The sequence below is a fragment of the uncultured Spongiibacter sp. genome (assembly GCF_964011655.1).
GTDB lineage: Bacteria > Pseudomonadota > Gammaproteobacteria > Pseudomonadales > Spongiibacteraceae > Spongiibacter > Spongiibacter marinus.
In genome coordinates, this window is sequence record NZ_CAXGPO010000002.1 from 94,661 (window position 1) to 115,725 (window position 21,065).

Sequence of the window (21,065 nt, forward strand, 5' to 3'; positions counted from 1 at the left end):
GACTGCTAGTCTACTTGCAGTTGTCCTAGTTGGCGAGCCTTGCTTGGTGTGAGGTTTCTCAGAGAACGATAAATACAGAGACTGCAAAGTGGAAAGCCCCATCTGCTGAAGGACATAGCTATGACGAAATGCCCGTATCACAACCTTTTGGACCCTGATTTTTACGCCGAGGGCAATCACCATGCTGCGTTAGCAGAAGTAAGAGCCGCGAGCGGAGAGCTGGCCGATCTAGAAGATCCGCTTACCGGTACGCCATATCGCGCTGTGATGAAACGCGGACTTGCCGACAAAATCTGCAAGGAGCCGCTGATATTTTCGAGTGAGCGAATGACCGCAGTGCCAAAAGAAATGCCTGAAGAAGAAATGGCAATGCAGCGGTTGATGATTGTCAATATGGACCCGCCTAACCATATCAAATACCGCCGTATTGCTCGAAAAGCGTTTACGCCAAAAGCTGTGGAATCCTACGAGGCGCGCTTCAGAGAGGTCGCTAAGGAAGTGGTCGATAAGGTGGCGCCAAAAGGGCGTTGTGAATTTGTTTCGGAGGTTGCGGCGGAACTCCCCCTTATCGCGATTATGGAGCTTTGCGGGATTGGCATGGAGCACAAACAACAATTTTTTGACTGGACCAATACCATGTTCTTCACAGAAGACGAAGACATGAGTGGTGACGACAGTGCAATGGCGGCGCAGGCTGCTGCAATGGAGGTGTATGCCTTTGCTGCCGCCCTAGCCGAAAAGCATAAAAGCGAGCCGTTGACAGATATTGTCGGTGCGTTGCTAGACGGCGAAGTCGATGATGAAAAGCTAACCGCTGAGGAATTCCAGCTATTTTTCCTCATGCTAATCGCTGCGGGGAACGAGAGCACTCGATCAGTAACTGCTCACGGTATGCGTTTGCTCATTGAAAACCCGGATCAGCTCCAGAAGCTCGTTGACGACCCAACCCTGATTCCCTTTGCTGTCGAAGAAATGCTGCGCTTTAACCCGGCCTTTGTACAGATGCGTAGAACCGTAACGGAGGATGTAGAAATTGATGGCCATCAGTTCAAGGAAAACGACAAGATTGTGTTGAACTGGCACTCAATCAATCACGATGCAGATATCTTTGATAATCCAGAAAAATTTGATGTTGAGCGTTATAAAAAAATGCCTGATCTACACGCTCAGCACCGGGCATTTGGCAATGGCGAGCATTTCTGTATCGGTGCTCATCTAGCACGCCTAGAGCTTAAGGTCATGTTCGAAGAGGTCATTCCTAGGTTGAGAAACCCGAAATTCAGCGCTCCGGTCGAATATGTCAGGGACTTTTTTGTAAACGGTATTAAGACTATGCATATCGAATTTAACGCCGAGTAAAAGGACGTTTGGAAGATGATTATCAATTCAAAGACTAGCCTCAGTCGGCCGCTGTAGATAAAAGCTAGGAATCGCCAAAAATGAGTAAAAACTTTGATTGCACTCCTGTTGGCGTAGAGTTTCTAGAGGAATCTAGAAATGTCTACAAAGCAGAGGAGGTTATACGAGCGACCCCCGAACAGATATTTGAGGTCTTTGAAGACCCTGTATCTTGGGTGAAATGGGCTCCACCGATAAAAAAAGTAGAGTGGACATCACCAAAGCCCTTTGGGGTGGGTACAACGCGAACCGTTTTTATGGCAGGGGGTATTACGGGGTACGAAGAGTTTGTCGCCTGGGAGCGTGGCAAACGAATGGCCTTTACGTTTCTGTATTGCAGTAAAAAGGACCCTGAAAAATTTCTCGAAGATTATCGCGTGACGGACTTGGGAAACGGAACTTGTAAGGTTGTTTGGTACATGGCGATGGAGGGACGTGACGGAGCGCATTGGTCTGAGGCAATTGTGCGGCCAGTAATGAGAATGGCGAACCGTTGGATGTTTAAACGCTTTAAAAAATACGTGGAAAATTATGCTCAGACCTATTCAGCGATGCATTGAGAACGAATATAAATCATGGAATACGATTATATTGTAGTAGGCGCAGGCTCTTCTGGGTGTGTGGTGGCCAGTAGATTATCTGAAGACCCAAGCAAACATGTTCTGTTGCTTGAAGCGGGAGATAAGGATAACAACCCCTTGATCCATATGCCTGCGGGCTGGACGCAGGTAGCCTACAATCCAAAACTGAGCTGGATCTATTATTCTGAACCAGAGTCGGGCCTAAGCCAGAGAGAGATCCAGTCCCCTCGAGGACGAGTGATGGGCGGGTGTAGTGCCACCAATGGTATGGTGTATATCCGTGGGCAGAAACAGGATTACGATTGTTGGGCTCAGCTGGGAAATACCGAATGGAGTTATGAAAAAGTACTGCCCTATTTCAAAAAGTCAGAAAATTGCCAAGCAAAATCCGCCGAGTCTGATTTTCACGGGACTAATGGTCCGCTGCATATTTCGGATGTACGCTTCTCAAGCCCAATTTCGGACGCGTATATAAAGGCTGTTGCTGACACCGGTTGCACTAGAAACGATGACTTCAATGGTCGCAATCAAGAAGGTGTTGGGCGCTACCATGTAACGCAGAAGGCTGGAAAAAGGCACAGTGCTTCATCTGCATTTATTTCCCCTGTAAGAAGTAGGAAAAACCTGCATATCATTACTGGCGCACATGCCAGCCGAATTATATTCGATCACGATATGGCCATTGGCCTAGAGTATATAGATAAGTCTAATCGTCTTAGGCAGGTTCGTTGTAAGAACGAAATTGTCCTGTCACTGGGAAGTTATCACTCACCGCAGTTGCTTGAGCTCTCCGGAATCGGCGACGGCGAGCACTTGTCTACTCTAGGTATTGAAACTAAACATCACCTAAACGGGGTGGGAAGAAATCTGCAAGAGCACTTGACTATCAATGTAGTGCAAAAGGTCAAGAACGTTAAGACCGTTAACGATGAAAGCAAGTCATTGTCTTTGTTAAAGAATCTGTTCAAGTACCTTTTTTTCAAGCGAGGACTACTGACTCTGCCGGCTGCGGAAGTTGGCGCATTTGTACGCTCGAAATACGCGGAGGGACGACCAGATATACAAATTCACTTCGCCCCCGCAGGTGGTGAAATAACGGAGGATGGGCCGGTTGATCCAGAGTTTCCCTGCGTTACTTCCACCGCTTGCTTCTTGCGGCCGGAAAGCCGCGGCTCAGTACATGCTTGTTCGAAAGACCCGAAAGAACCGCCAAAGATAAAGTTTAATTTCCTTGATACAGAGCGCGATGTAAAGATGATGGTGGAAGCAGTGAAAATTCAGCGCAATATTTTTCAGGCCCCGGGGTTTTCGGCTATTAATAATGGTGAACTTCAGCCGGGCGACAGCGTGCGAACAGATGAAGAAATATTGGAATTTGTTAGGGAGAATGCCCAAACCGTTTACCATCCTGTGGGAACCTGTCGTATGGGTAGCGACAGCGAGGCGGTGGTTGATCAATTTTTAAGAGTTAGGGGAATAAGAGGGCTGCGAATTGCGGACGCCTCGGTATTCCCTAGCATCATATCTGGGAATACTAATGCAGCATGCATCATGATAGGCGAAAGATGCGCTGATTTTATCCGTACGGAGGCAAGTGCACGATAGTTCTCACACCGTCCTTCGTCGACTCAAGCGCTTGTAATAGTGTAAACCGCCGGTAACGCACAACCACGCCAGCGCGATACCGCTGAGAAGGGTTAATAGGCGGTAGGGGATGTTCATGCCGAAGCCGGAGTGGAGGGGGTAGAGCTGGTTCAGCACCCTACGTGTTGTTGGCATGTTGTCGGCGCGCTCGGTGCGACGAAGTTCTCCGCTGCGAGTATTGAGCCAGACGGTAGTGCGGCCATTGAGGTGCCATTCGCCATTGAGACGAAACCGCACTTTTAGCATTACATCCCCTTGTTCGCGGCCAATGGTGATGTAAGTGGGCCAGCTTCCGTCAATTTCCCGATGTGCCAGCAGGTAGCCTCTGCTTATTGCCGATGTCGGGGTTTGGGGCTCAGCGCTTTTCACCGTGAAGACGGGGTTGGGTGGCAGCAGGGGGAAAATGAGTTTTTGCCAGAGCATCAAGCTGCCGGTGAGTAGGATCAATAATAGAATGGGGCTGCTCACGGCGCCGGTATGCCGATGGTATTGCAGCCATTGTGAGGGGCGTAATTTTTTGGGGAGCACCCAGCGCCAGCGAAATCCGCGGCGGCCTGGCCACCATAAGATGACGCCGCTGATACAGAGAAATAGTGCGAGCACGCCAGCCACCAATAACAACGCTTCGCCGATCTCACCGCTGAGAAGATCGACGTGCAGCTCGCGAATAAATGAGATGACGTCGAGAAACCAAAGATTGTTGGTATAGGGCTGAAGGCTGCCCAGGGCCAGCAGTTCTAAACCCTCTGCGTGGCGCACCGTCCAGTAGGGCTCCAGTTGGCTGGGGGCTTTTAATTTCAGCGCCGGGTCGATACCCCGCTGGCTTGCCAGTGCCGAAAGCTCCTCGGCCAATTGTTGATGGCGGTAGTCGGCAGGCAGGCTTGCATCGGGAGTGACAATCGCCGCGACTAACTCCTTCTGATAGACCAACAAGGCACCGCTGACGGCCGCGACAAGTAATACGCCAAGCCCGGCAAGGCCGGCCCATAAATGCCAGCGCCACAGGCCCGGCGCGCGAACTTTGCGCGGCCGCCGGGGTGGGTTTGAGGCCGTGTCAGACACTGCGAAAAGCGCCTTAGAAATTCAGCTGGTAGGCCATACCAAAGCTGCGACCAATGCCTTTGAAGTTGCGCAGGTCGTTGGGGCTGCTCTGCGAATAATAGGTGTAGTAGTCGCGGTTAGTCAGATTCTGGACTGACACGCTCAGCACGCCGGGCCCGACATTGATCTCAGCACTGGCATCGACGGTGGTGTAGCCGTCAAACTGATTGACGGTAATATCGTTGCTGTCTTTCACGCGGCGTTCGCGCAGGTGGTTCACCTGAATACGCGAGCTGAGCGCGGGGGTCCACTGGCGCTGCCAACTGAGGTTCACGCGGTCCGGTGAAATGTTGGTGCCGCCGAGGTCTGAGTCCACTTTACCGTCCTGGTCAGAGTCGTAACGACCCTCTGCCTGTGCGTAGCGCAGGTCAAAGATATCGGCCTCCGTGGCATTCCATGCCAGGCGCATTTCAATGCCATCAACTTCGGTTTTCTCGCGCTTAACGGTGTATATCCCGTCTGCGCCGCGTTGCAAACGCTGGCCGAAGTCCGAGTCGGAAACATAGTAGCTCAGCTGTGCATTCACGGTGCCGTTGTCGTATTCAACGCCCAATTCGCTGTTTTCAGTGAGAATAGGCTGCAGGTTCAAAAAGGACTCAACGTCCTGGTCTGGCTGATCGATGCCTCGCAATACGCGGCCGACATCGGGCATGGAAAAGGCCTCGGCGTAATTGGCAAATGCGCGCCAGCGCTCGGTGAACTGATACGTGCCGCCGATGTTGTACAGGGTTTCTGAAAAATCGGGCGCGCCGCCCTTCACGAATTGGCTGCCGTAGCGGAACAGGGTGGTAAAGTCGTCCACATCGAGCTTGGATTCTTCGTGGCGTACTCCCGCCGTTAGTGTGGCATTTTCAATGCCGGTGAACTCGGCTTGCAGGTAGGGCGCGTAGTTGTTGTAGCGGGTTTCTGGTACCCAGGCGCGGCCGGTTTGCACCAGCTCTTGCCAGGTTTTGTCTTGCAGGATGTCGATGCCGTAAACCAAGGACAGCGGCAGGCCGCCGACCTGATCTTTGGCCAGGGTAATTTTGGCGCCAATTTTCTCGGAGTTATTCTGCGACTGGTCAATCAGGTCTGACCCGTACGCTGGGTCCTGAAACGTGGCTATTGGGGTAATTTGAGCCCCGTATGTGGCTTCGAAATCTTGCTTGAATGCCTGAACCCGCAGGCTATGCCCGAGTATCTCGGGGTTCTCGTAGCTTACGCCGATAGTGGTAACGCGGTTGCGCGCACCTTCGGCGGGCAGTTCTGCGCGGATGGCGGTGGTGGGGATGTCGGCATCCACGTCGCCGGGAACCGAGGTCCACTTGTGGTCGCTTTCGACATTGAAGCGATTGACCATCAGTTCGACGCGCTGGTCATTCCAGTTGTAACCGGTTTTCAGGAAGACATCATATTGCTCAGAGGCCATTGTATCGCCCTGTGTGTTGTCGACCCCGATCACCTCACCGTTGGCGTCGTATGCGATGCCATTGTCGCGAAAGCCCACGCTGGCCAACACGTCGAATTGGTCGATGCGATTGGAAACGCTGTAGTGTACCCCCCGGTCCAGGCTTTCGCTGACGCGCTCGGTTTGAAAGCCGACGTCAACGCGCAGGCTTTGCTCAAGGGTTTCCGTGGGGCGTTTGGTGATCAGGTTAATGATACCGCCGGCCGCGCCGAGCCCGTGAATGGCGTTGGCGCCATGCAAGACTTCCACACGTTCGAGCATCAGTGGCGAGATGGTATGGCCGTCGCGGCCACCGCTGCGCAAGGGGTTGGATTGGGGAATGCCGTCAATCAAATACAGCGGCTTGCGGCCTCGCAAGGTCTCTCCGGCGTTGGTCATCTTTTGGCGCGCTGGCGAAAAGCTGGGGATCAGTTTTCCCAACACACTGGACAGGTCGTTTTGAATAGACAGCTGCTGAGCAAGTGCTGCTTGATCAATAACGGTGACGGTATTGGGGATCGTGCTCAGTGGTTTTTCGACACGGCTGGCAGTGACTACCACTTCTTCAACCTTGTCATCGGCATGGGCTGGCAATGCCAGTACGGTGAGGCTGGTGCAAAGTAGGCAGCGGTAAAACGAAGGTGGCTGGCGCATGGTCGGTCCTTGAGAGGGCGAGAAATTTCGGGAATGGTAGAGTAGTTGATAATCGTTATCAATAACAAATTAGTCTCGCCAGGGTTCCAGTTGCCAGTGCGGCGGGCTGAGTCGTAGCCGATGGCTTAATTGAAGCTCAGATAAAAAGTAGCTGTCGTGAGAGACCACCACCAAACAGCCGGAATAGTCGCGCAGCATAGATTCCAGAGCGCTCAGTGAGGGCAGGTCGAGATGGTTGCTGGGCTCGTCCAGCAATAGCAAGTTGGGTGGTGAGTCGGCGTATAACAGGCAGGCCAGATAAGCCTTAAGTTGCTCACCGCCGCTGAGCTCGCGGCAGGGGGCAAGCAATTTATCGGGCCCTAAACCCAGCTGGGCCAAGCGCATGCGCTGCTGTTCTTCGGGGGTGCCGGGGCTGATCTCACGCAACTGTGCTAACGCCGAGCGCTGCGGATTCAGGGCGCTGAGGTGTTGGTCGAGGTAGGCGCATCGCTTCGTTGTATAAACGTCACCTCTGCGGGGTTTCAGTACCCCGGCAACCACCTGCAGCAAAGTGGATTTGCCGCTGCCATTTGGGCCGACAATCCCGACCTTATGCTGCGTGGTGAGCGTAATGTTCAGCGGTGTAGAGTGCGAGACGAAGGGCAGCTGAATGTCGTTGAACTCGGCAACACGGCGGGAGTGGCGGCCCTGGTTGGGGCTGTGCACCGCGATAACGGCGGCGTTATCGAGCGCTTTTTGCGCGCTGTGAATGGTCTCCACCAGCGAGTTTCGTCTGGCGTCATGCTGGCGTTGCAGTTTTCCAGATGCGTTTTCGCTGCGCTGCTGCCGGCTGTCGAGGATGAGCTTTGATTGGCTGCCTTCCCTGCGCTGCGTTTTGCCCCGCGCCTGACGACGAGCAATACGCTCGCGGTGTTGCTGCATGCCGCGCTCCTCGCGCCTGCGTTGTCGTTTACTCTGTTCAAGGGTTTCCAGCGCCACACGCTGTTCAGCCGCCTTGCGCTGTGAATAAAAGGCGTAGTTGCCGCCGTAGTGACTCAGGCCAGACGGAGAAAGCTCGATGATATGTTCAAGCGTATTTAGCAGCTGCCGGTCATGGCTAATGACGAGCAGGCCACTCTTCCAATTTTGTAGCTGCTGAATAAGGGCCTGGCGATGCTCGCCATCGAGGTGATTACTGGGCTCGTCCAAAATCAGCAAGTCGGGCTTTGCGTGCATTGCTCCGGCCAGCGCGATGCGCATGGCCTGGCCACCGCTGAGCTTGCAGGCGAGCGTTGCTGCGGGGGTGGCGGCGAGTCCGGCCGAGGCGACTATTTGCTGTAGTTCCTGACGAATGTCCCAGCGCTCCCCCAGTATTTTGAAATCATTGGGGTCAACACTGCCTTGCTCAATACGTGCCAGCGCACTGATTTCGGGGCCCACCCCGGCCAGCTCGGCCAGCGTTGTCTTGGCGGTTAGCGGCAGTTGTTGCGGCAGGTAGTACACCGACCCGTAGTGATGGCAATGACCCGAAGTCGGGGCCACTTGCTTGGCGAGAATGCGTGCTAACACACTTTTGCCCACGCCATTGCGGCCCACCAAGCCCACTGACGTGTCGCTGAGTTGAGCGTGTACATTTGTGAAGAGAGTGCTGCCATTCGGCAGTGAATAAGACACATTTTCCAGTGTCAGAAGAAGCTTCGTCATTGTGAATACCATAAACGCCAAGAACCACCCCATAGCACTGGGGACGAGAACGGCCGTCATAGAGACGGAGGCATTAATTGTTCACTGGACGAAGACTCCTTATTGGGAGGAATGTCCGACGACTATAAAGGATTCGTTCACAGGGTCAACTTTCCGGCTTGGGTTCATGGCCTGTACGAGGCTACTAGGCGAGGGGCTCTTGGCCACGCACGCCAAATAAAAAGAGGCCAAGCGTAATCAATGCTGTCGCAAAAACTGAGCCCCAGGCGATAAATTGTAGGCTGGCGCCCCACTGACTCCATGTGCCGATGCTCCCGAAATACAGGAGGTACAGACACGCTCCGCCGTTGCTGACGATGCCCACCCAGATCGGCCCCATCAGCCGCCGCCCACGGAGCGCTTCACGCAGCGCAAAGCCATAACCCACACACAGGGCTAAATATGCCCAGCCCAGTAGGCGAACGAACATATAGCTGTTCTGCGCCGGGAGGCCGAGGCTTTCCAGCATGGTCGCCGGGAATAACAGCAGTGGGAGGCACCAGAGGATTACGGTGCCGAGGATCTTAAAAATTAGTACTAGAGAAAGTGGTTTCATTGTTCTCTCAACACGTTAATAACGGCTTAGCGCATTTGTAGCCACTGGGCGATAGCCTGGCCGATTTCCTGCGGGGAGTCTTCCTGAATAAAGTGCAGGCCCTTAACGGTAACCTCTTGTTGGTTGGGCCAGGACCGGCAGAGCTCGCGCTGCCGGCCAACCAGAATTGACCCCGGCTCGGCATTAATAAATAGCTTGGGAAAATCAGACTTCGCCATAAACTGCGAGTAGCGCTCCACAATGGTGTGAACGTCGGCGGGTTCGCCATTTATAGGAATTTGTCGCGGCCAATTCAGCGTGGGCTGACGTTCGTCTGGGGTAGAAAACGGGCGGCGATATTCGGCCATTTCCTCGTCACTGAGTTGACGAATAATGGAGCTTGGTAGTACCGCTTCGATAAACATATTGCGTTGCAGAACGAGTTCTTCTCCACTGTCGCTGCGAAAACCCTGGAAAATTCCTTTTGCAGCCTCAGGCCAGTCGTCCCAGGTAATCGTGGTAACAATGGCTTCCATATAAGCGATACCGCTGATCGCATCGGGGTGTTCGCAAGCCCAGTGGAAGCCAAGGCCGCTGCCCCAATCGTGCAACACAAGGGTGACATTGCGATCAACCCCCAAGGCGCTCAGCATGCGATCCAAAAATTGATACGCGGTTGCAAAGCTGTAGCGCTCGGGGCCAAGCTCCGGCGGGAGCTTCTCAGAGTCACCCTGACCGATGAGATCAGGCACGATCACACGGCCCTTACCCTCGAGTTCCGGAATAACGTTTCGCCACAAATACGACGATGTGGGATTGCCGTGAAGCAGCACAATCGGGTCGCCGCTGCCTTTTTCGATATACGCTAATTGTCGGCCGTCGATGTCGATAAATTTCTTCTGTGCACGAAAGCTATTGGTCATTATTTTGCTCCGTATGGTTAGGGGTATCCGGTTAACGTGAAACGGCAGTCGCGGACGGGTCGAGGCCAAGCAGCCGTAAACTGGTCTGGAAGCTGCTCCACAGCTGTGTTTTGTCGGTGCCTTTGCGGCTTTGTACACGAAGGCCCTGGTTGATGATCATCAGTTGCTCAGCTGCCTCCGCCGCGGAAAGCGTTGAAACAAAGTGCCCTTGTTCGGCGGCGGCGTGCAGTGCTTGTTCGAAGGCACCTTGAATAATACTCAGCTGTTTCGACGACAATTCGCTGAGCTGGGGATCGGTTTCCGCCAGCTCAAGAATGGAATTGACCAGCAGGCAGCCTTTTTGCAGTTGTTCTGTTTTGACATTCAACAGTGTTGCCGCAAAAAAATCGCCAATGACGGATAGCGGGGCTTCTGTTGTTAGCGCTGGCATCTTTGCCGCTGTTCGCTGGCCGAACAGCTCAAGGCACTCCATAAACAGGCTGCGCTTATCAACGAAGCTGGCATAGAAGCTACTGCGCGCAATTCCCATGCAATCCAGCAACATCGACAGAGACGTGGCGTGATAGCCCTGCGTCCAAAAAAGCGCGGTGGCTTGGCGCAGAGCGGAGTCGCGGTCGAATTGGAGTGGTCGCGCCATGGTATGCTTCTCGGTTCTGTACTGTTTGGTACAAAATACGTGGATGCCGAGCACTAGGCAAGGCTTAAGCGGCTTTCTTACGCTTGTAACAGGTCCGTGCAATACTGCACATTTACAGTATTTGTCACATAGAGAGGCTCGGTATGCCCCCTGTTTCACGTCGCACCCTGCTGAAAGGCATGGTTGGCCTTGCCAGCGCGAGTTCGATGGCTTTTTTGACCGGTTGTCATTCCTCCAGCAAATCGGGCCGCGCTGGCGGTCAGACGCCACCACCGGACGATGATAATCCTCCTCAGGTGGCGGATTTTACGCAACTGAGCGGCTTTGATTATCCAATGGTGGATAGCCTGCTGCCCTTCGCTCACGGCGTTGCCTCTGGTGATCCCTTATCGGACCGAGTGATCATTTGGACGCGAGTAACGATCCCTGACCCGCGGGGCCCCTTGGTCGCCGATCCGCAGGGCTTTGACGAGGCTCAGGTGAATTGGCTGGTCGCCACCGATCCAGCGTTAAACAATGTGGTTGCGCGCGGCGCGACGACCACATCCGCCGCACGCGATTGGACGGTGAAGGTCGATGTCGCTGGCCTGAACCCGGCCACCACGTATTACTATGCGTTTGGCGCCTTCGAGAGAATGTCGATTATGGGCCGTACACGCACTGCGCCCGACGCCGGCAGCACGAGTGATGAGCTGCGTTTTGCGGTGGTGTCGTGTTCGAGCTACTGGTCCAGCTACTGGTCGGGTTATGGCCATATTGCCGACCGCAACGACTTGGATTTGGTGATTCACCTCGGGGACTATATTTACGATTTTGTCGACCAAGATGAGGAAGTGCGGGCGCGGGTTGACCGCGATGGCGTCGAGCGCAATGCCATTTCCGACGTGGACTACCGAGATTGGTTAAACGTTGACGAGGTGCGTCGCCGCTATGCGCTGTATCGGTCTGAGCCAAACTTACTTCGCGCTCACCAGCAGCATCCGTGGACAATTATTTGGGACAACCATGATATCGACCCGGGCTTTGGCAACGAGCTCGACGACAGCAGCATCGATCGTGATAGTCAGACCACCACCCTGGATCAGACCATTGATGCATTCTGGTTGTGGACGCCCTGTCGGCCGCCCGCCGACGTGGCGGGCAACCCATTGCGCGTAGACGATGGCAGCTATCCCGAGCCGCCACTACCGAGACAGTTATGGCGCAAGCTGGAGTACGGCGCGCTCGCCGATATTCTGTGTACCGATATCGAACTGTACCGGCAGCTGAATACCGAGGAGCTGGCTGATGACTATTCCGCACATTTAAGCAGCGGGAAATCCTTGCTCGGCCGCCAGCAATTTAACTTTATTACCGAGCAAATGAAGGCCTCGGCTGACGCTGGCAAGGTCTGGCGAGTGATTCCCCATCAAAGCTGGCTGGCACCGTGGAATATTCCAGGAGCAACGGCCGAGGCGAGTGTTCCTGGGTCGCCTATCGAAACCCGATGGTCGTCATTTACCGAGGAGCGCAAAGCCTGGTTTGATTATCTGCGTGACAACAATATCGCCAACAATATTGTTCTGTCCGGCGACATGCACGGAAACTGGGCGAGCGACTTGGTGGCAGACAATGCGTTGTTTAACGGCTATCAGTCCTCATTGCCGCTGGCCAACCCGCGCGCGGGATCGAGGCCCAGTAATCTTGCTGCAGGTTATGGCCGTCTCGGTACGGCAAATCTGGCGGCCCTTAATAATCGAGCAGCCTCGGTGGGAGTGGAGTTTGCGCCAAGTTCAATGGGTCGTGGCGGCGCCGACGAGCTAGTGGCCAATGCGCTACCGGGCAGCACCGAAGAAGTGCAGGTTGCGGGTGCCCGGGCACTAGAGCTTGCCAGCGTGATGGCCAACAAAAACATTCAATACCAGGAGTGGGTTGACCACGGCTATGGCATTGTTCATCTCAGTGCCGAGGAGGCTATCTTTGAATTTTGGTGGCAGGATAAACTTACCGCCGGTTCTCCGGACGTACTCGGTTTTCAGATGGTCAGCTTTGCAGGTGACGAGCCAGGTGCTCTGCCCGCACCGCGTTACCGCAATCAGATCGACGATGTAACGTTGCATGGTCGAACTGTGGCGGCAACACAGGGGCAGCGCGACGACCTGCCTGCGCCTTTGCCGGCTGGCACCTTACAGCAGAGTTAGTCAGGGCGATATTGCTCCGGTTGGTATGGCCAAGTTGCAAGACTTGGCCACTAACGACGTCATTACACGGCAGTTGGCTATTGCTATAAGCGGCCGCTGCCATTGATATCCTGATACCAGAAAAAAATATCGCCGCCGACGTGTTGTTTCAGCCCGCCAAGTACACGTGGTACATCTTCCGTTGCCAGAATTAATTCAAACTGAATTCGCTTTTGCCGACCGGTCACCTGCTCGGCGATCGACAGCTGACGGTTTTCGCCGTGGCCACGCACCGGGTAGGAGGTAAAGCCACCGACTTCTTCAAGGCTGAGCAGGTAGTCGCTCAGTGCGTCTTCCAGGTTTGGTGCAATGGTTAAGGTCAGTCGCTGTTGTGATGACATCAGGCTTGCTCCGCGGTGGTGAGGGCGTGGTGGAAACGGCGGTAAATGATGGGTAGCAGGAATAAGGTGAGCAGGGTGGAGCTTGTCAGTCCACCGATCACAACAATGGCCAATGGCTTCTGTATTTCTGAACCGGGGCCGCTGGCCAGTAGCAGCGGCACCAGTCCCAACGCACAGGTCGTCGCGGTCATCATGACGGGACGCAGGCGTCGCACGGCGCCTTCTGTCACCACCGTTTGGATATCCAGCCCCTTGGCGCGCAGCTGATTAAAATACGACATCATCACCACGCCGTTCATTACCGCGATGCCCAGCAACGCGATAAAGCCCACCGAGGCCGGTACCGACAGAAACTCTCCGGTGAGCCAGAGCGCGACCACGCCACCCGTGAGGGCGAAGGGAATATTCGAGAGAATGATCAGGGTCTGTTTGAGTGAGCCGAATGTAATGAACAGCAGCAGGGCGATGAGCCCCAAGGCAACTGGTACCACCAAGCCCAGGCGCGCGGCGGCGCGCTGCTGGTTTTCAAACTGGCCGCCCCACATCAGCGAATAACCTTCGGGGAGAGATAGCTGCGCTGCAATAGCCGTTTTGGCTTCATCGACAAAGCCGACTAAGTCGCGCCCCGCCACGTTGCTGCGCACAACGGCGAAGCGTCGTCCGGTCTCGCGTGATACGCCAACCGGCCCATCGGTGAGTTCGATACTCGCCAGAGAAGACAGCGGTACCACCTTGCCGTTGGGCAGTGTGAGCAAGCTGTTTTGCAGCTGGGCCATGCCATCACCAAGGGGTTTTTCAAAGCGCAGTACCAGCGGAACCCGTGCACTATGTTCAATAATATTGCCAAGGGGTAAACCTTCGATTTCGGCACGCAGGCGCCGCTGCAGGGTATCGGCATTCAGGCCGAGTTGACCCGCGCGCAGGCGGTCGATATTCACCTGCAAATACTGCGCACCTTCATTGAGGGTGGCGGTGGTGTCGACGGCGCCGTCGACAGTGCTCACCACTTCGCTAATTGCCTGCGCCAAGCGGTTAAGTGTTTTGAGGTCGGGCCCAAACACTTTAATGGCAATATCGCCCCGCGACCCGGTAAGCATTTCTGACACGCGCATATCAATGGGCTGGGTAAAGCCGTAATTGATTCCCGGGAATTGCTCGAGCACCGCGCGCATTTTTTCTTGCAATGCCGCCTTGTCTGCAACCTGCCATTGGTCGCGTGGTTTGAGCTGAAGGAACACATCCGTTTCGTTCAGACCCATTGGGTCCATGCCGATTTCATCGGAACCACTACGAGAAACAATACGTGCAATTTCATCGACGTTTTCAAGCAGCGCCCGCTCCACCTGCTGCACCATGCGAATGCCACTGTCGAGGTTTACCGACGGAATTGATTCAAGCTGCACAATGAGGTCACCCTCGTCCATGGTTGGCATAAAGGTCTTGCCCACAAAGGGAAAGAGCAGCGCCATACCGGCCAGCAGTGCAGCGGCAAAGGCGACCACAATAGCCGGTCGTTGCAGGGCTTTGTCCAGTAGCGGGGCATACAGGGCGATGAGTTTTCGGCTTAGCCACGGCTCTCGATCGCTGGTTTTCTTTAGCAGGAGCGAGGCGATCACCGGTATCACGGTTAGCGACATGGCCAGCGCCCCAAATAATGCGAAGACGATGGTCAGCGCCACGGGAACAAACAGCTTGCCCTCCAAGCCCTCTAAGGTAAGCAGCGGCAGGAAGACGATAACGATGATGACCACGCCAGAGGTCACCGGCACGGCGACATCTTTCACGGCGCGAAACAGAATATGCAGCAGTGGCAAGCGACGTGAAGACGCGGTATTGGTTTGATGCCTGGCCATTAGTGAGACCATGTTTTCAACCACGACAATGGCGGAGTCCACTAACATGCCAATCGCGATGACTAAGCCGCCCAGGCTCATCAAATTGGCGCTCATGCCCATTTGATCCATCATGAAAAAGGTAAACAGTGCCGACAACGGCAAAATGCTGGCCACGGTGAGCGCGGCGCGCACGTTGCCGAGAAATAGGCCGAGCACAATCAGCACCAACAATACCGCTTGCAATAACGCCTCGCCGACGGTGCCAGTTGCTTGTTCAATGAGTTGGCTGCGGTCGTAGAACACATTTAATTCGGTGCCGTCTGGCAGTGCCGGCTGCAACTCAGCCAGCTTTTCCTTCACGCCTTCCACTACATGGCGGGCATTCGCGCCGCGCAGGCCAATGACGAGCCCTTGCACGGCCTCGCTGTTTCCATCTACGGTCACTGAGCCGTACCGCTCCATGGCACCGAGTCGAATATCGGCCAATTGACGCAGGGCAAAGCTGTTGCCATCGACATTGCTGATACGAATGTTTGCGATTTCCTCCAGCGAGGTGAGCGCGCCAGCCACGCGCACCAGAATGGCCTCTTCACCTTGGTCGAGTCGCCCCGCGCCATCGTTGCGGTTATTGCGTTGCAGGGCCTCAATGATCTGCTCGGTGCTGACTTTGAGTGTCGCCATATCGGCGCGGCGCGGCGCCACTTCATAGGTTTTAACGAAGCCGCCCAGCGCGTTTACATCGGCCACGCCCTCCACGGTGCGCAGCGCCGGTCGTATCGTCCAGTCAAGTAAGTAGCGGCGCTCACTCAGTGACATGGTGGGGTTGTCGACGGTAAACATAAACATATCGCCGAGCGGGGTACTCATGGGCGCTAGCCCACCGCTGATACCGGCAGGCAGTTCGTCCCAGATATTATTCATGCGCTCGGCGACTTGTTGGCGGGCCCAATAAATATCGGTGCCCTCTTCAAAATCGAGGGTGATGGCGGACAGGGCGTACTTGGAAATGGAGCGCAGCATGGATTGGCGCGCGATGCCCAGCAGCTCCACCTCGATGGGTTGGGTAATCAGATTTTCAACTTCCTCCGGTGTCATGCCCGGCGACTTGATAATGATCTTGACCTGCGTTGGTGAAATATCAGGAAAGGCATCGATAGCGATATTTGTAACCGCTCGGCCGCCCAAGCCGATTAGCAATAGGGTGAGCAGGCCGATTAACAGCCGTTGGCTAAGCGAGAACTGAACCAGTTGTGAGAGCATTATTCGCCGCCTCCCAGGCCCAGTGTTATGCCTTTGAGTTGCGCGGTTCCCTCAACGGCGACAATGTCGCCGGGCGCAAGTGTGTCGGTGGCAAGGTAGTCTGCACCGAGCGGCGTTAGCTGCACATCGCGCTTCTCAAAACCTTCGTTATTGCGCAGGTAGATAGAGGTGATCGAGCCGCTGTGGGTGACTGCGCTAGCGGGCACTCGAACACCGCTGTGCACACTTGAAAGCACCAAACTCAGGCTCTGACCGGGGCGAAGGTCGGTGGCCTCGGTGAAGCGCGCGAGGACCTCTACCCGCTGGGTGTCATCGTTAAGCTGATGGTTTTTGCTGACCAGCATCAGCGACGTGTGTTGGCTTCCCGTGGTCGCCTGAAGTGTTTGTCCAAGTGCCAGGCCATCGGCCAGCGGCGCACTGACGGTGGCGCGCAACCACAGTGCTTGCGTTGAGGTAATCGTCGCGACGGTCTGACCGGCCGCAACCTGGTCGCCAATGCGGATAAAATGACGATTGAGTTGGCCGGGCTGCTGCGCAATCAGCGGATAGTCGCCGGGCTTACCCTGGCCATCGCGCAGCGCTTCCAAGGCCTTGGTATCAAAGCCGGCGAGCTGTAGTTGGTTATACGTCGCCTCTCGTTTGAAGCGAGCTTGCTGGTAGGCCCGCTGGGTATGTTCCAGGCGCTGACGGGAAATAATACCCTCGCTGAAAAGCTCGCGATCGCGTTTGAACTTTGCCTGTTGGTTTGCAAGCTCGACCGAGGCGTCCAGCCACTGCTGCTGTGTCTGCGCGAGTTCCGCACTATTGAGGGTGGCGACAATATCTCCGGCCTCTAACTGCGCGCCGCCGGTTTGATGCCAGCGTTGCAGAACCCCGGCGTAGCGGCTTTGTAGAATCGAGGGCGTGTCGGGCGAGGGGATCACCACCGCCGGAACCCGCATGCCGGACTGGCTGCCAGCGGCATCTAGCGCTTGGCTAACAATGCCGAGGCGGGCCTGGTCTTCCGTTGACAGGACAATGCGTTCCGCGGAGCACAAACCCGGTAGCGCTATAAAGGCCAGAGCCGTTAATACGCGCTGGGGGCGATTCAAAAAAAATGTCATAGGGTTTCTCCAACGGTTTGTCTCAGGGAGGAAATCAAGGCTTGCTGACGCAGCGTGAGCAGCTGCCATTGCAACTGGCTTGCGCGATAGTGCTGTAGGGCAACAATGGTAGGTCGAATATCCGACTCTCCCGTGGCGAAGGCTTTTTTGGCCATTTGCCATTGGCGCTTTGACAAATCACGTGACTGCTCGGCATAGGTAATGGATTCGGTGATCACATCAAGCTCGTGTTCAACTTCGTGAAAGCGCTGTTGTAACTGCTGTCGCGCCTGCTTTAGCTCAACGTCCGCGTCGCTCAATGCAATGGCCGCATTGGAACTGGCCGCTGCGGTATAGGAGGCGCCGCCAAAGGGGATGGACAGGCTGAGCCCCAGGCTTTCTATCTCCGGCTCTATGTTGCTGCCGCGCTCTCGACGCACGCCAATCGCCAACGTGGTGTTTCCCGCGGCAGCGTGGCGGGCCTGGGTCAGGCGGTCCTGTTGCTGTTGGCGTTTCGCCAGCAATAGGCGCAGCCGGGGGTGCTGTGTGCTGATGTTTTGTCGTGCTGGCGGCGTTTCACTGAATTGCGCCGGGCGCTGCCGCAGACCGGTCAGCGTTATGTAAAGGCGCTCGGCATCGACTAATTCTGCATCGGCATTAAGCAGCTGCTGGCGCGCTTCAAGCAGCAATGCTTCGCTTTGCATTCGCGCAGCCCGGGAAATATCGCCAGCGCGTAAACGTTTTTCACTAACGGTGAGCAGTGCCTGGGCGTCGGCCACCGCGTTCACGGCGTGTTCCCGGCGCGCTGTGCTGGCATTGAGTTGGTGCAGTGCGTTGCGCAGCCTGCCAACGACGATCAGCCGTTGATAGTCCTGCCAAGCGTCGGCGCCGCTGGCATAGCTTCGCGCTAGCGATTGGGCATTACTGCGCTCGCCCCAGCGCCAAAGGTCTACCTCCAGACCCAATTCCATTTCCCTCAGGCCTGTGTCATCGGCGTTCTGGTCGTCCCAATAACTTGCATTGAGGCGGGGGCGTCCGGCGATCATTCGGCGGCTGACTTGCTGCTGTGAAGTCGCCTGCTGCTGGTAGGCATCGCCCATTGATTGCTCCGGGGCAAGGCGCAGCGCGGCATTAAGTACCTGTTCAATAGTCAGGGTCGGGCTAGCCGCCAGATGGGGGTGTTCGGTGTGAGGGTGGTCGACCGCTTCGCCGTCATGCACGGCGGCAGCGGTTGCCGGAAGCGCGATAGCAACCGCGCTGAGTACTGCGCAGCACCGGCCAAAGAATAAGAGAGCTTTCACATTCATGTCCGCCGAGAGTTAGTGTTAACAGGCCCTAGGGTACGGGGGTAGTTGTCAAAAATATGTCGACATTGCGGCGCTATCTATGAAACGAGATTTGACATTCTTTTGGCGTTTACCGTGATAAATTGGTGGGACGGTGAGGGGCAGGTAGGCAAGGACTGGCAAAGACATAGATGAACTTACTGATCGTTGAAGACAACCGCGATATCGCGGAGAACATCGCTGACTACCTGGAGCCCCGAGGGCACCAGCTGGACTTTGCAATGGACGGTAGACAAGGCTTGGCGTTGGCGCTGTCAGGAGATTTCGACGCTATTGTGTTGGATCTTACTCTGCCAAAAATGGACGGCATTGAACTGTGTAAAAACCTGCGAGCCCATCACGGTATGACGCCGGTAATAATGTTGACCGCACGTGATCAGCTAGACGACAAACTGCTTGGTTTTGAGGTGGGTGCCGACGATTATCTTGTTAAACCGTTTTCCGTTAAGGAGTTAGAAGCTCGCTTGCTAGCCCTGCTAAAGCGCTTAAATCCCAGCGAGCAATTGAACACAATGCAGGTTGCCGATCTGAATTTTAACCTTCAAACGCTGGAGGTTAATCGCGGCGGGCAGGCCCTGGATTTGAACCCCATTCAAACCACCTTGTTGCAGTGCCTTATGCAGCACAGTCCCAATGTGGTTAAGCGAGCACAGTTGGAACAGCGTGTATGGGGGGACCATCCGCCCGATAAAGATATATTGCGTACCCACATATACAGCTTGCGAGCAATTATCGATAAACCATTTGATACCCACCTGCTGCATACCGTTCATGGTGTCGGTTATCGCTTGGTGGCGTTGGGGGGCGAGTGAGCGGGAAAAAAGTACAGACGCTACGGCGCCGATTAATTCTGAGTACGGCTATTATTGTCACCGCAACGAGCACCTTGTTTGCCGGTGGCCTATTGCTGATCAAGCAGCAATTGGAAAAAGCCACCTTCGGAAATATCGTTGGCAAGCACATTGACATGTTGGTGGAAGACCCAGACAAGGCCAGTGTGCTCAATAACCCGCTCCTGAATGAGTGGCGCTACTATCGCGGCAGCAACGCTCAGCACTTACCGGAAGCCATTCGCAGCTTGCCCCTGGGGACACACCACAGTGTGCTGCTCGACGGGGTGCAGTATCACCTGCAAGTCGCGCGGGCCAGCGACGAAAAAATATATCTGCTCTACGACATTTCTGAATGGGAGCGTCAGGAGCACACCTTGCTCAGTTTTCTGTTGATGGGCGTTGTCATTGTTTTGGTGTTGGCGTTACTGATAGCCGGCAAGGCCGCCGATACCATTCTTGAGCCAGTGAGAAGGTTGTCCGGGCGGCTCAGCAGTCTTTCACCAACGCAGCGCAACGTGAGAATTCAGCAGGAGTTTAATGACAGTGACATCGGCCAAATCGCCGCAGCGTTTGACGCCTACTTGGAGCGCATCGATCAGTTCGTAGAGCGCGAGCGCTCGTTTACCGCTGCGGCGAGTCACGAATTACGCACACCGCTCTCGGTGATGATGGGCGCCGTTGATGTTATCGAAGCGAATGCGCCTAGCCCGCCGACGCAGCGTGCTGCCAGCCGTATTCGTCGCGCGTGTCGCGACATGCTGGCGTTTATCGAAGCGGCGTTATTTCTATCCCGTGAAGAGGAGCGCTCAATCAGTCAGAAAGCGAGTTGCGAAGTCGCCGATGTGCTACGCCAGTTAGTCGACGATTTAGAGGAGGCGTTTTCGGCGGCAGATATTACCGTGAAGACGGTGGTTGATAAGCCCTTGGCGCTGCGAGTACCGGAAAGTTTACTCAAAATCACCCTGACAAATTTACTGCGCAACGCTATTGAACACAGTGCTGGCGGCACAGTGAGTATTCATCTCAAGGGCGATACTTTGAGTATTCGCGACACCGGGAAGGGGATTGCCGCCGCCGACTTACCTAATATCTTTGAGCGAAGCTACACAACCAAAACCGAGGGCACGGGTCTGGGGCTAAATATGGTGCGCAGAATTTGTGACCGCTACGGCTGGCAGATCGCCGTGCACAGTGAGCAGGGAAAAGGCACACGCGTGGAGCTGGTGTTTTAGCAGGTAAGCGTCAGCCCAGGTTGCTAAGCGCAATACCGACAACAACCCAACATAGAAGCGCCGCACTGAGCCAACTGGAAAAAATATACAGCCAATACAGTGGGCGAATTTTATGGATTGCCGAGTTGGTTAGGCCGTGCTCCGCTGAACGCATTTTGATGCATCGATAGATTTCCCGCATGCCGGCGTCAGCGCTTTGCTTGCCGGTGTAGCCGGAATAGGAAACGCAGATCAAGGCCAGGGCTTTTCCGCTTACTACCCAAAGGGCAATACAGAGCCAAGTAATAGTCGCCATG

Annotated in this window: 17 protein-coding genes; 6 read left to right on the plus strand and 11 right to left on the minus strand. The window is 55.1% G+C overall.

Annotated features, from left to right (window positions below; all coding sequences use genetic code 11):
- The first annotated feature begins 120 nt into the window (after positions 1 to 120).
- From ABNS66_RS01780 to ABNS66_RS01790, 3 genes are all read left to right on the plus strand, one after another.
- Positions 121 to 1,359, plus strand: coding sequence for a cytochrome P450 (locus tag ABNS66_RS01780; RefSeq protein ID WP_286695444.1), 1,239 nt, complete (start codon positions 121 to 123; stop codon positions 1,357 to 1,359).
- Positions 1,360 to 1,439: 80 nt separating this feature from the next.
- Positions 1,440 to 1,958: an SRPBCC family protein gene (locus ABNS66_RS01785; RefSeq protein WP_286695445.1), complete on the plus strand. Its 519-nt coding sequence runs from the start codon at positions 1,440 to 1,442 to the stop codon at positions 1,956 to 1,958.
- 15 nt (positions 1,959 to 1,973) lie between these two features.
- Positions 1,974 to 3,584, plus strand: coding sequence for a GMC family oxidoreductase N-terminal domain-containing protein (locus ABNS66_RS01790; protein ID WP_286839520.1), 1,611 nt, complete (start codon positions 1,974 to 1,976; stop codon positions 3,582 to 3,584).
- A 3-nt stretch (positions 3,585 to 3,587) separates the two neighbouring features.
- Here ABNS66_RS01790 and ABNS66_RS01795 read toward each other — a convergent pair whose 3' ends face one another.
- From ABNS66_RS01795 to ABNS66_RS01820, 6 genes are all read right to left on the minus strand, one after another.
- The gene (locus tag ABNS66_RS01795; protein ID WP_286839523.1) at positions 3,588 to 4,685 is read right to left on the minus strand and encodes a PepSY-associated TM helix domain-containing protein; all 1,098 of its coding nucleotides are present in this window, start codon (positions 4,683 to 4,685) and stop codon (positions 3,588 to 3,590) included.
- A 13-nt stretch (positions 4,686 to 4,698) separates the two neighbouring features.
- Positions 4,699 to 6,804, minus strand: a complete 2,106-nt coding sequence (locus tag ABNS66_RS01800; RefSeq protein WP_286839525.1) for a TonB-dependent receptor — start codon at positions 6,802 to 6,804, stop codon at positions 4,699 to 4,701.
- 69 nt (positions 6,805 to 6,873) lie between these two features.
- Positions 6,874 to 8,487 (minus strand): ABC-F family ATP-binding cassette domain-containing protein, encoded by a 1,614-nt coding sequence (locus ABNS66_RS01805; protein ID WP_286839526.1) that lies wholly within the window; start codon positions 8,485 to 8,487, stop codon positions 6,874 to 6,876.
- Positions 8,488 to 8,671: 184 nt separating this feature from the next.
- On the minus strand, positions 8,672 to 9,082 hold the full coding sequence (locus ABNS66_RS01810) for a hypothetical protein (protein ID WP_286695451.1): 411 nt from the start codon (positions 9,080 to 9,082) through the stop codon (positions 8,672 to 8,674).
- 26 nt (positions 9,083 to 9,108) lie between these two features.
- Positions 9,109 to 9,984 (minus strand): haloalkane dehalogenase, encoded by an 876-nt coding sequence (locus tag ABNS66_RS01815; protein ID WP_286839527.1) that lies wholly within the window; start codon positions 9,982 to 9,984, stop codon positions 9,109 to 9,111.
- A gap of 31 nt (positions 9,985 to 10,015) precedes the next feature.
- Entirely contained in the window at positions 10,016 to 10,621 is a 606-nt protein-coding gene (locus ABNS66_RS01820; protein WP_286839528.1) for a TetR/AcrR family transcriptional regulator, read from the minus strand.
- Between the two features lie 143 nt (positions 10,622 to 10,764).
- On the opposite strand from ABNS66_RS01820, the gene ABNS66_RS01825 reads away from it, so the two are divergent.
- Complete coding sequence (locus ABNS66_RS01825; protein WP_286839529.1) at positions 10,765 to 12,801, plus strand: alkaline phosphatase D family protein; 2,037 nt, start codon at positions 10,765 to 10,767, stop codon at positions 12,799 to 12,801.
- Between the two features lie 83 nt (positions 12,802 to 12,884).
- Here ABNS66_RS01825 and ABNS66_RS01830 read toward each other — a convergent pair whose 3' ends face one another.
- From ABNS66_RS01830 to ABNS66_RS01845, 4 genes are read right to left on the minus strand one after another with little or no spacing between them, the layout of a single operon-like run.
- Positions 12,885 to 13,181 carry a DUF3240 family protein gene (locus ABNS66_RS01830; protein ID WP_286839530.1) on the minus strand — a complete coding sequence of 99 codons (297 nt, stop codon included), beginning with the start codon at positions 13,179 to 13,181 and terminating at the stop codon, positions 12,885 to 12,887.
- On the minus strand, positions 13,181 to 16,276 hold the full coding sequence (locus ABNS66_RS01835; protein ID WP_348655194.1) for a CusA/CzcA family heavy metal efflux RND transporter: 3,096 nt from the start codon (positions 16,274 to 16,276) through the stop codon (positions 13,181 to 13,183). The genes ABNS66_RS01830 and ABNS66_RS01835 overlap by 1 nt, the downstream gene beginning before the upstream one ends.
- Positions 16,276 to 17,379: an efflux RND transporter periplasmic adaptor subunit gene (locus tag ABNS66_RS01840; protein ID WP_286836849.1), complete on the minus strand. Its 1,104-nt coding sequence runs from the start codon at positions 17,377 to 17,379 to the stop codon at positions 16,276 to 16,278. Before ABNS66_RS01840 ends, ABNS66_RS01835 begins: the two co-directional genes overlap by 1 nt.
- Positions 17,376 to 18,659, minus strand: a complete 1,284-nt coding sequence (locus ABNS66_RS01845; RefSeq protein WP_286836850.1) for a TolC family protein — start codon at positions 18,657 to 18,659, stop codon at positions 17,376 to 17,378. Before ABNS66_RS01845 ends, ABNS66_RS01840 begins: the two co-directional genes overlap by 4 nt.
- A gap of 176 nt (positions 18,660 to 18,835) precedes the next feature.
- On the opposite strand from ABNS66_RS01845, the gene ABNS66_RS01850 reads away from it, so the two are divergent.
- Positions 18,836 to 19,516, plus strand: a complete 681-nt coding sequence (locus ABNS66_RS01850) for a response regulator transcription factor (protein WP_286836851.1) — start codon at positions 18,836 to 18,838, stop codon at positions 19,514 to 19,516.
- The gene (locus ABNS66_RS01855) at positions 19,513 to 20,769 is read left to right on the plus strand and encodes a HAMP domain-containing sensor histidine kinase (RefSeq protein WP_286836853.1); all 1,257 of its coding nucleotides are present in this window, start codon (positions 19,513 to 19,515) and stop codon (positions 20,767 to 20,769) included. The genes ABNS66_RS01850 and ABNS66_RS01855 overlap by 4 nt, the downstream gene beginning before the upstream one ends.
- A 10-nt stretch (positions 20,770 to 20,779) precedes the next feature.
- Here ABNS66_RS01855 and ABNS66_RS01860 read toward each other — a convergent pair whose 3' ends face one another.
- Entirely contained in the window at positions 20,780 to 21,064 is a 285-nt protein-coding gene (locus tag ABNS66_RS01860; protein WP_286836855.1) for a hypothetical protein, read from the minus strand.
- Between the last annotated feature and the right edge of the window lies 1 nt (position 21,065).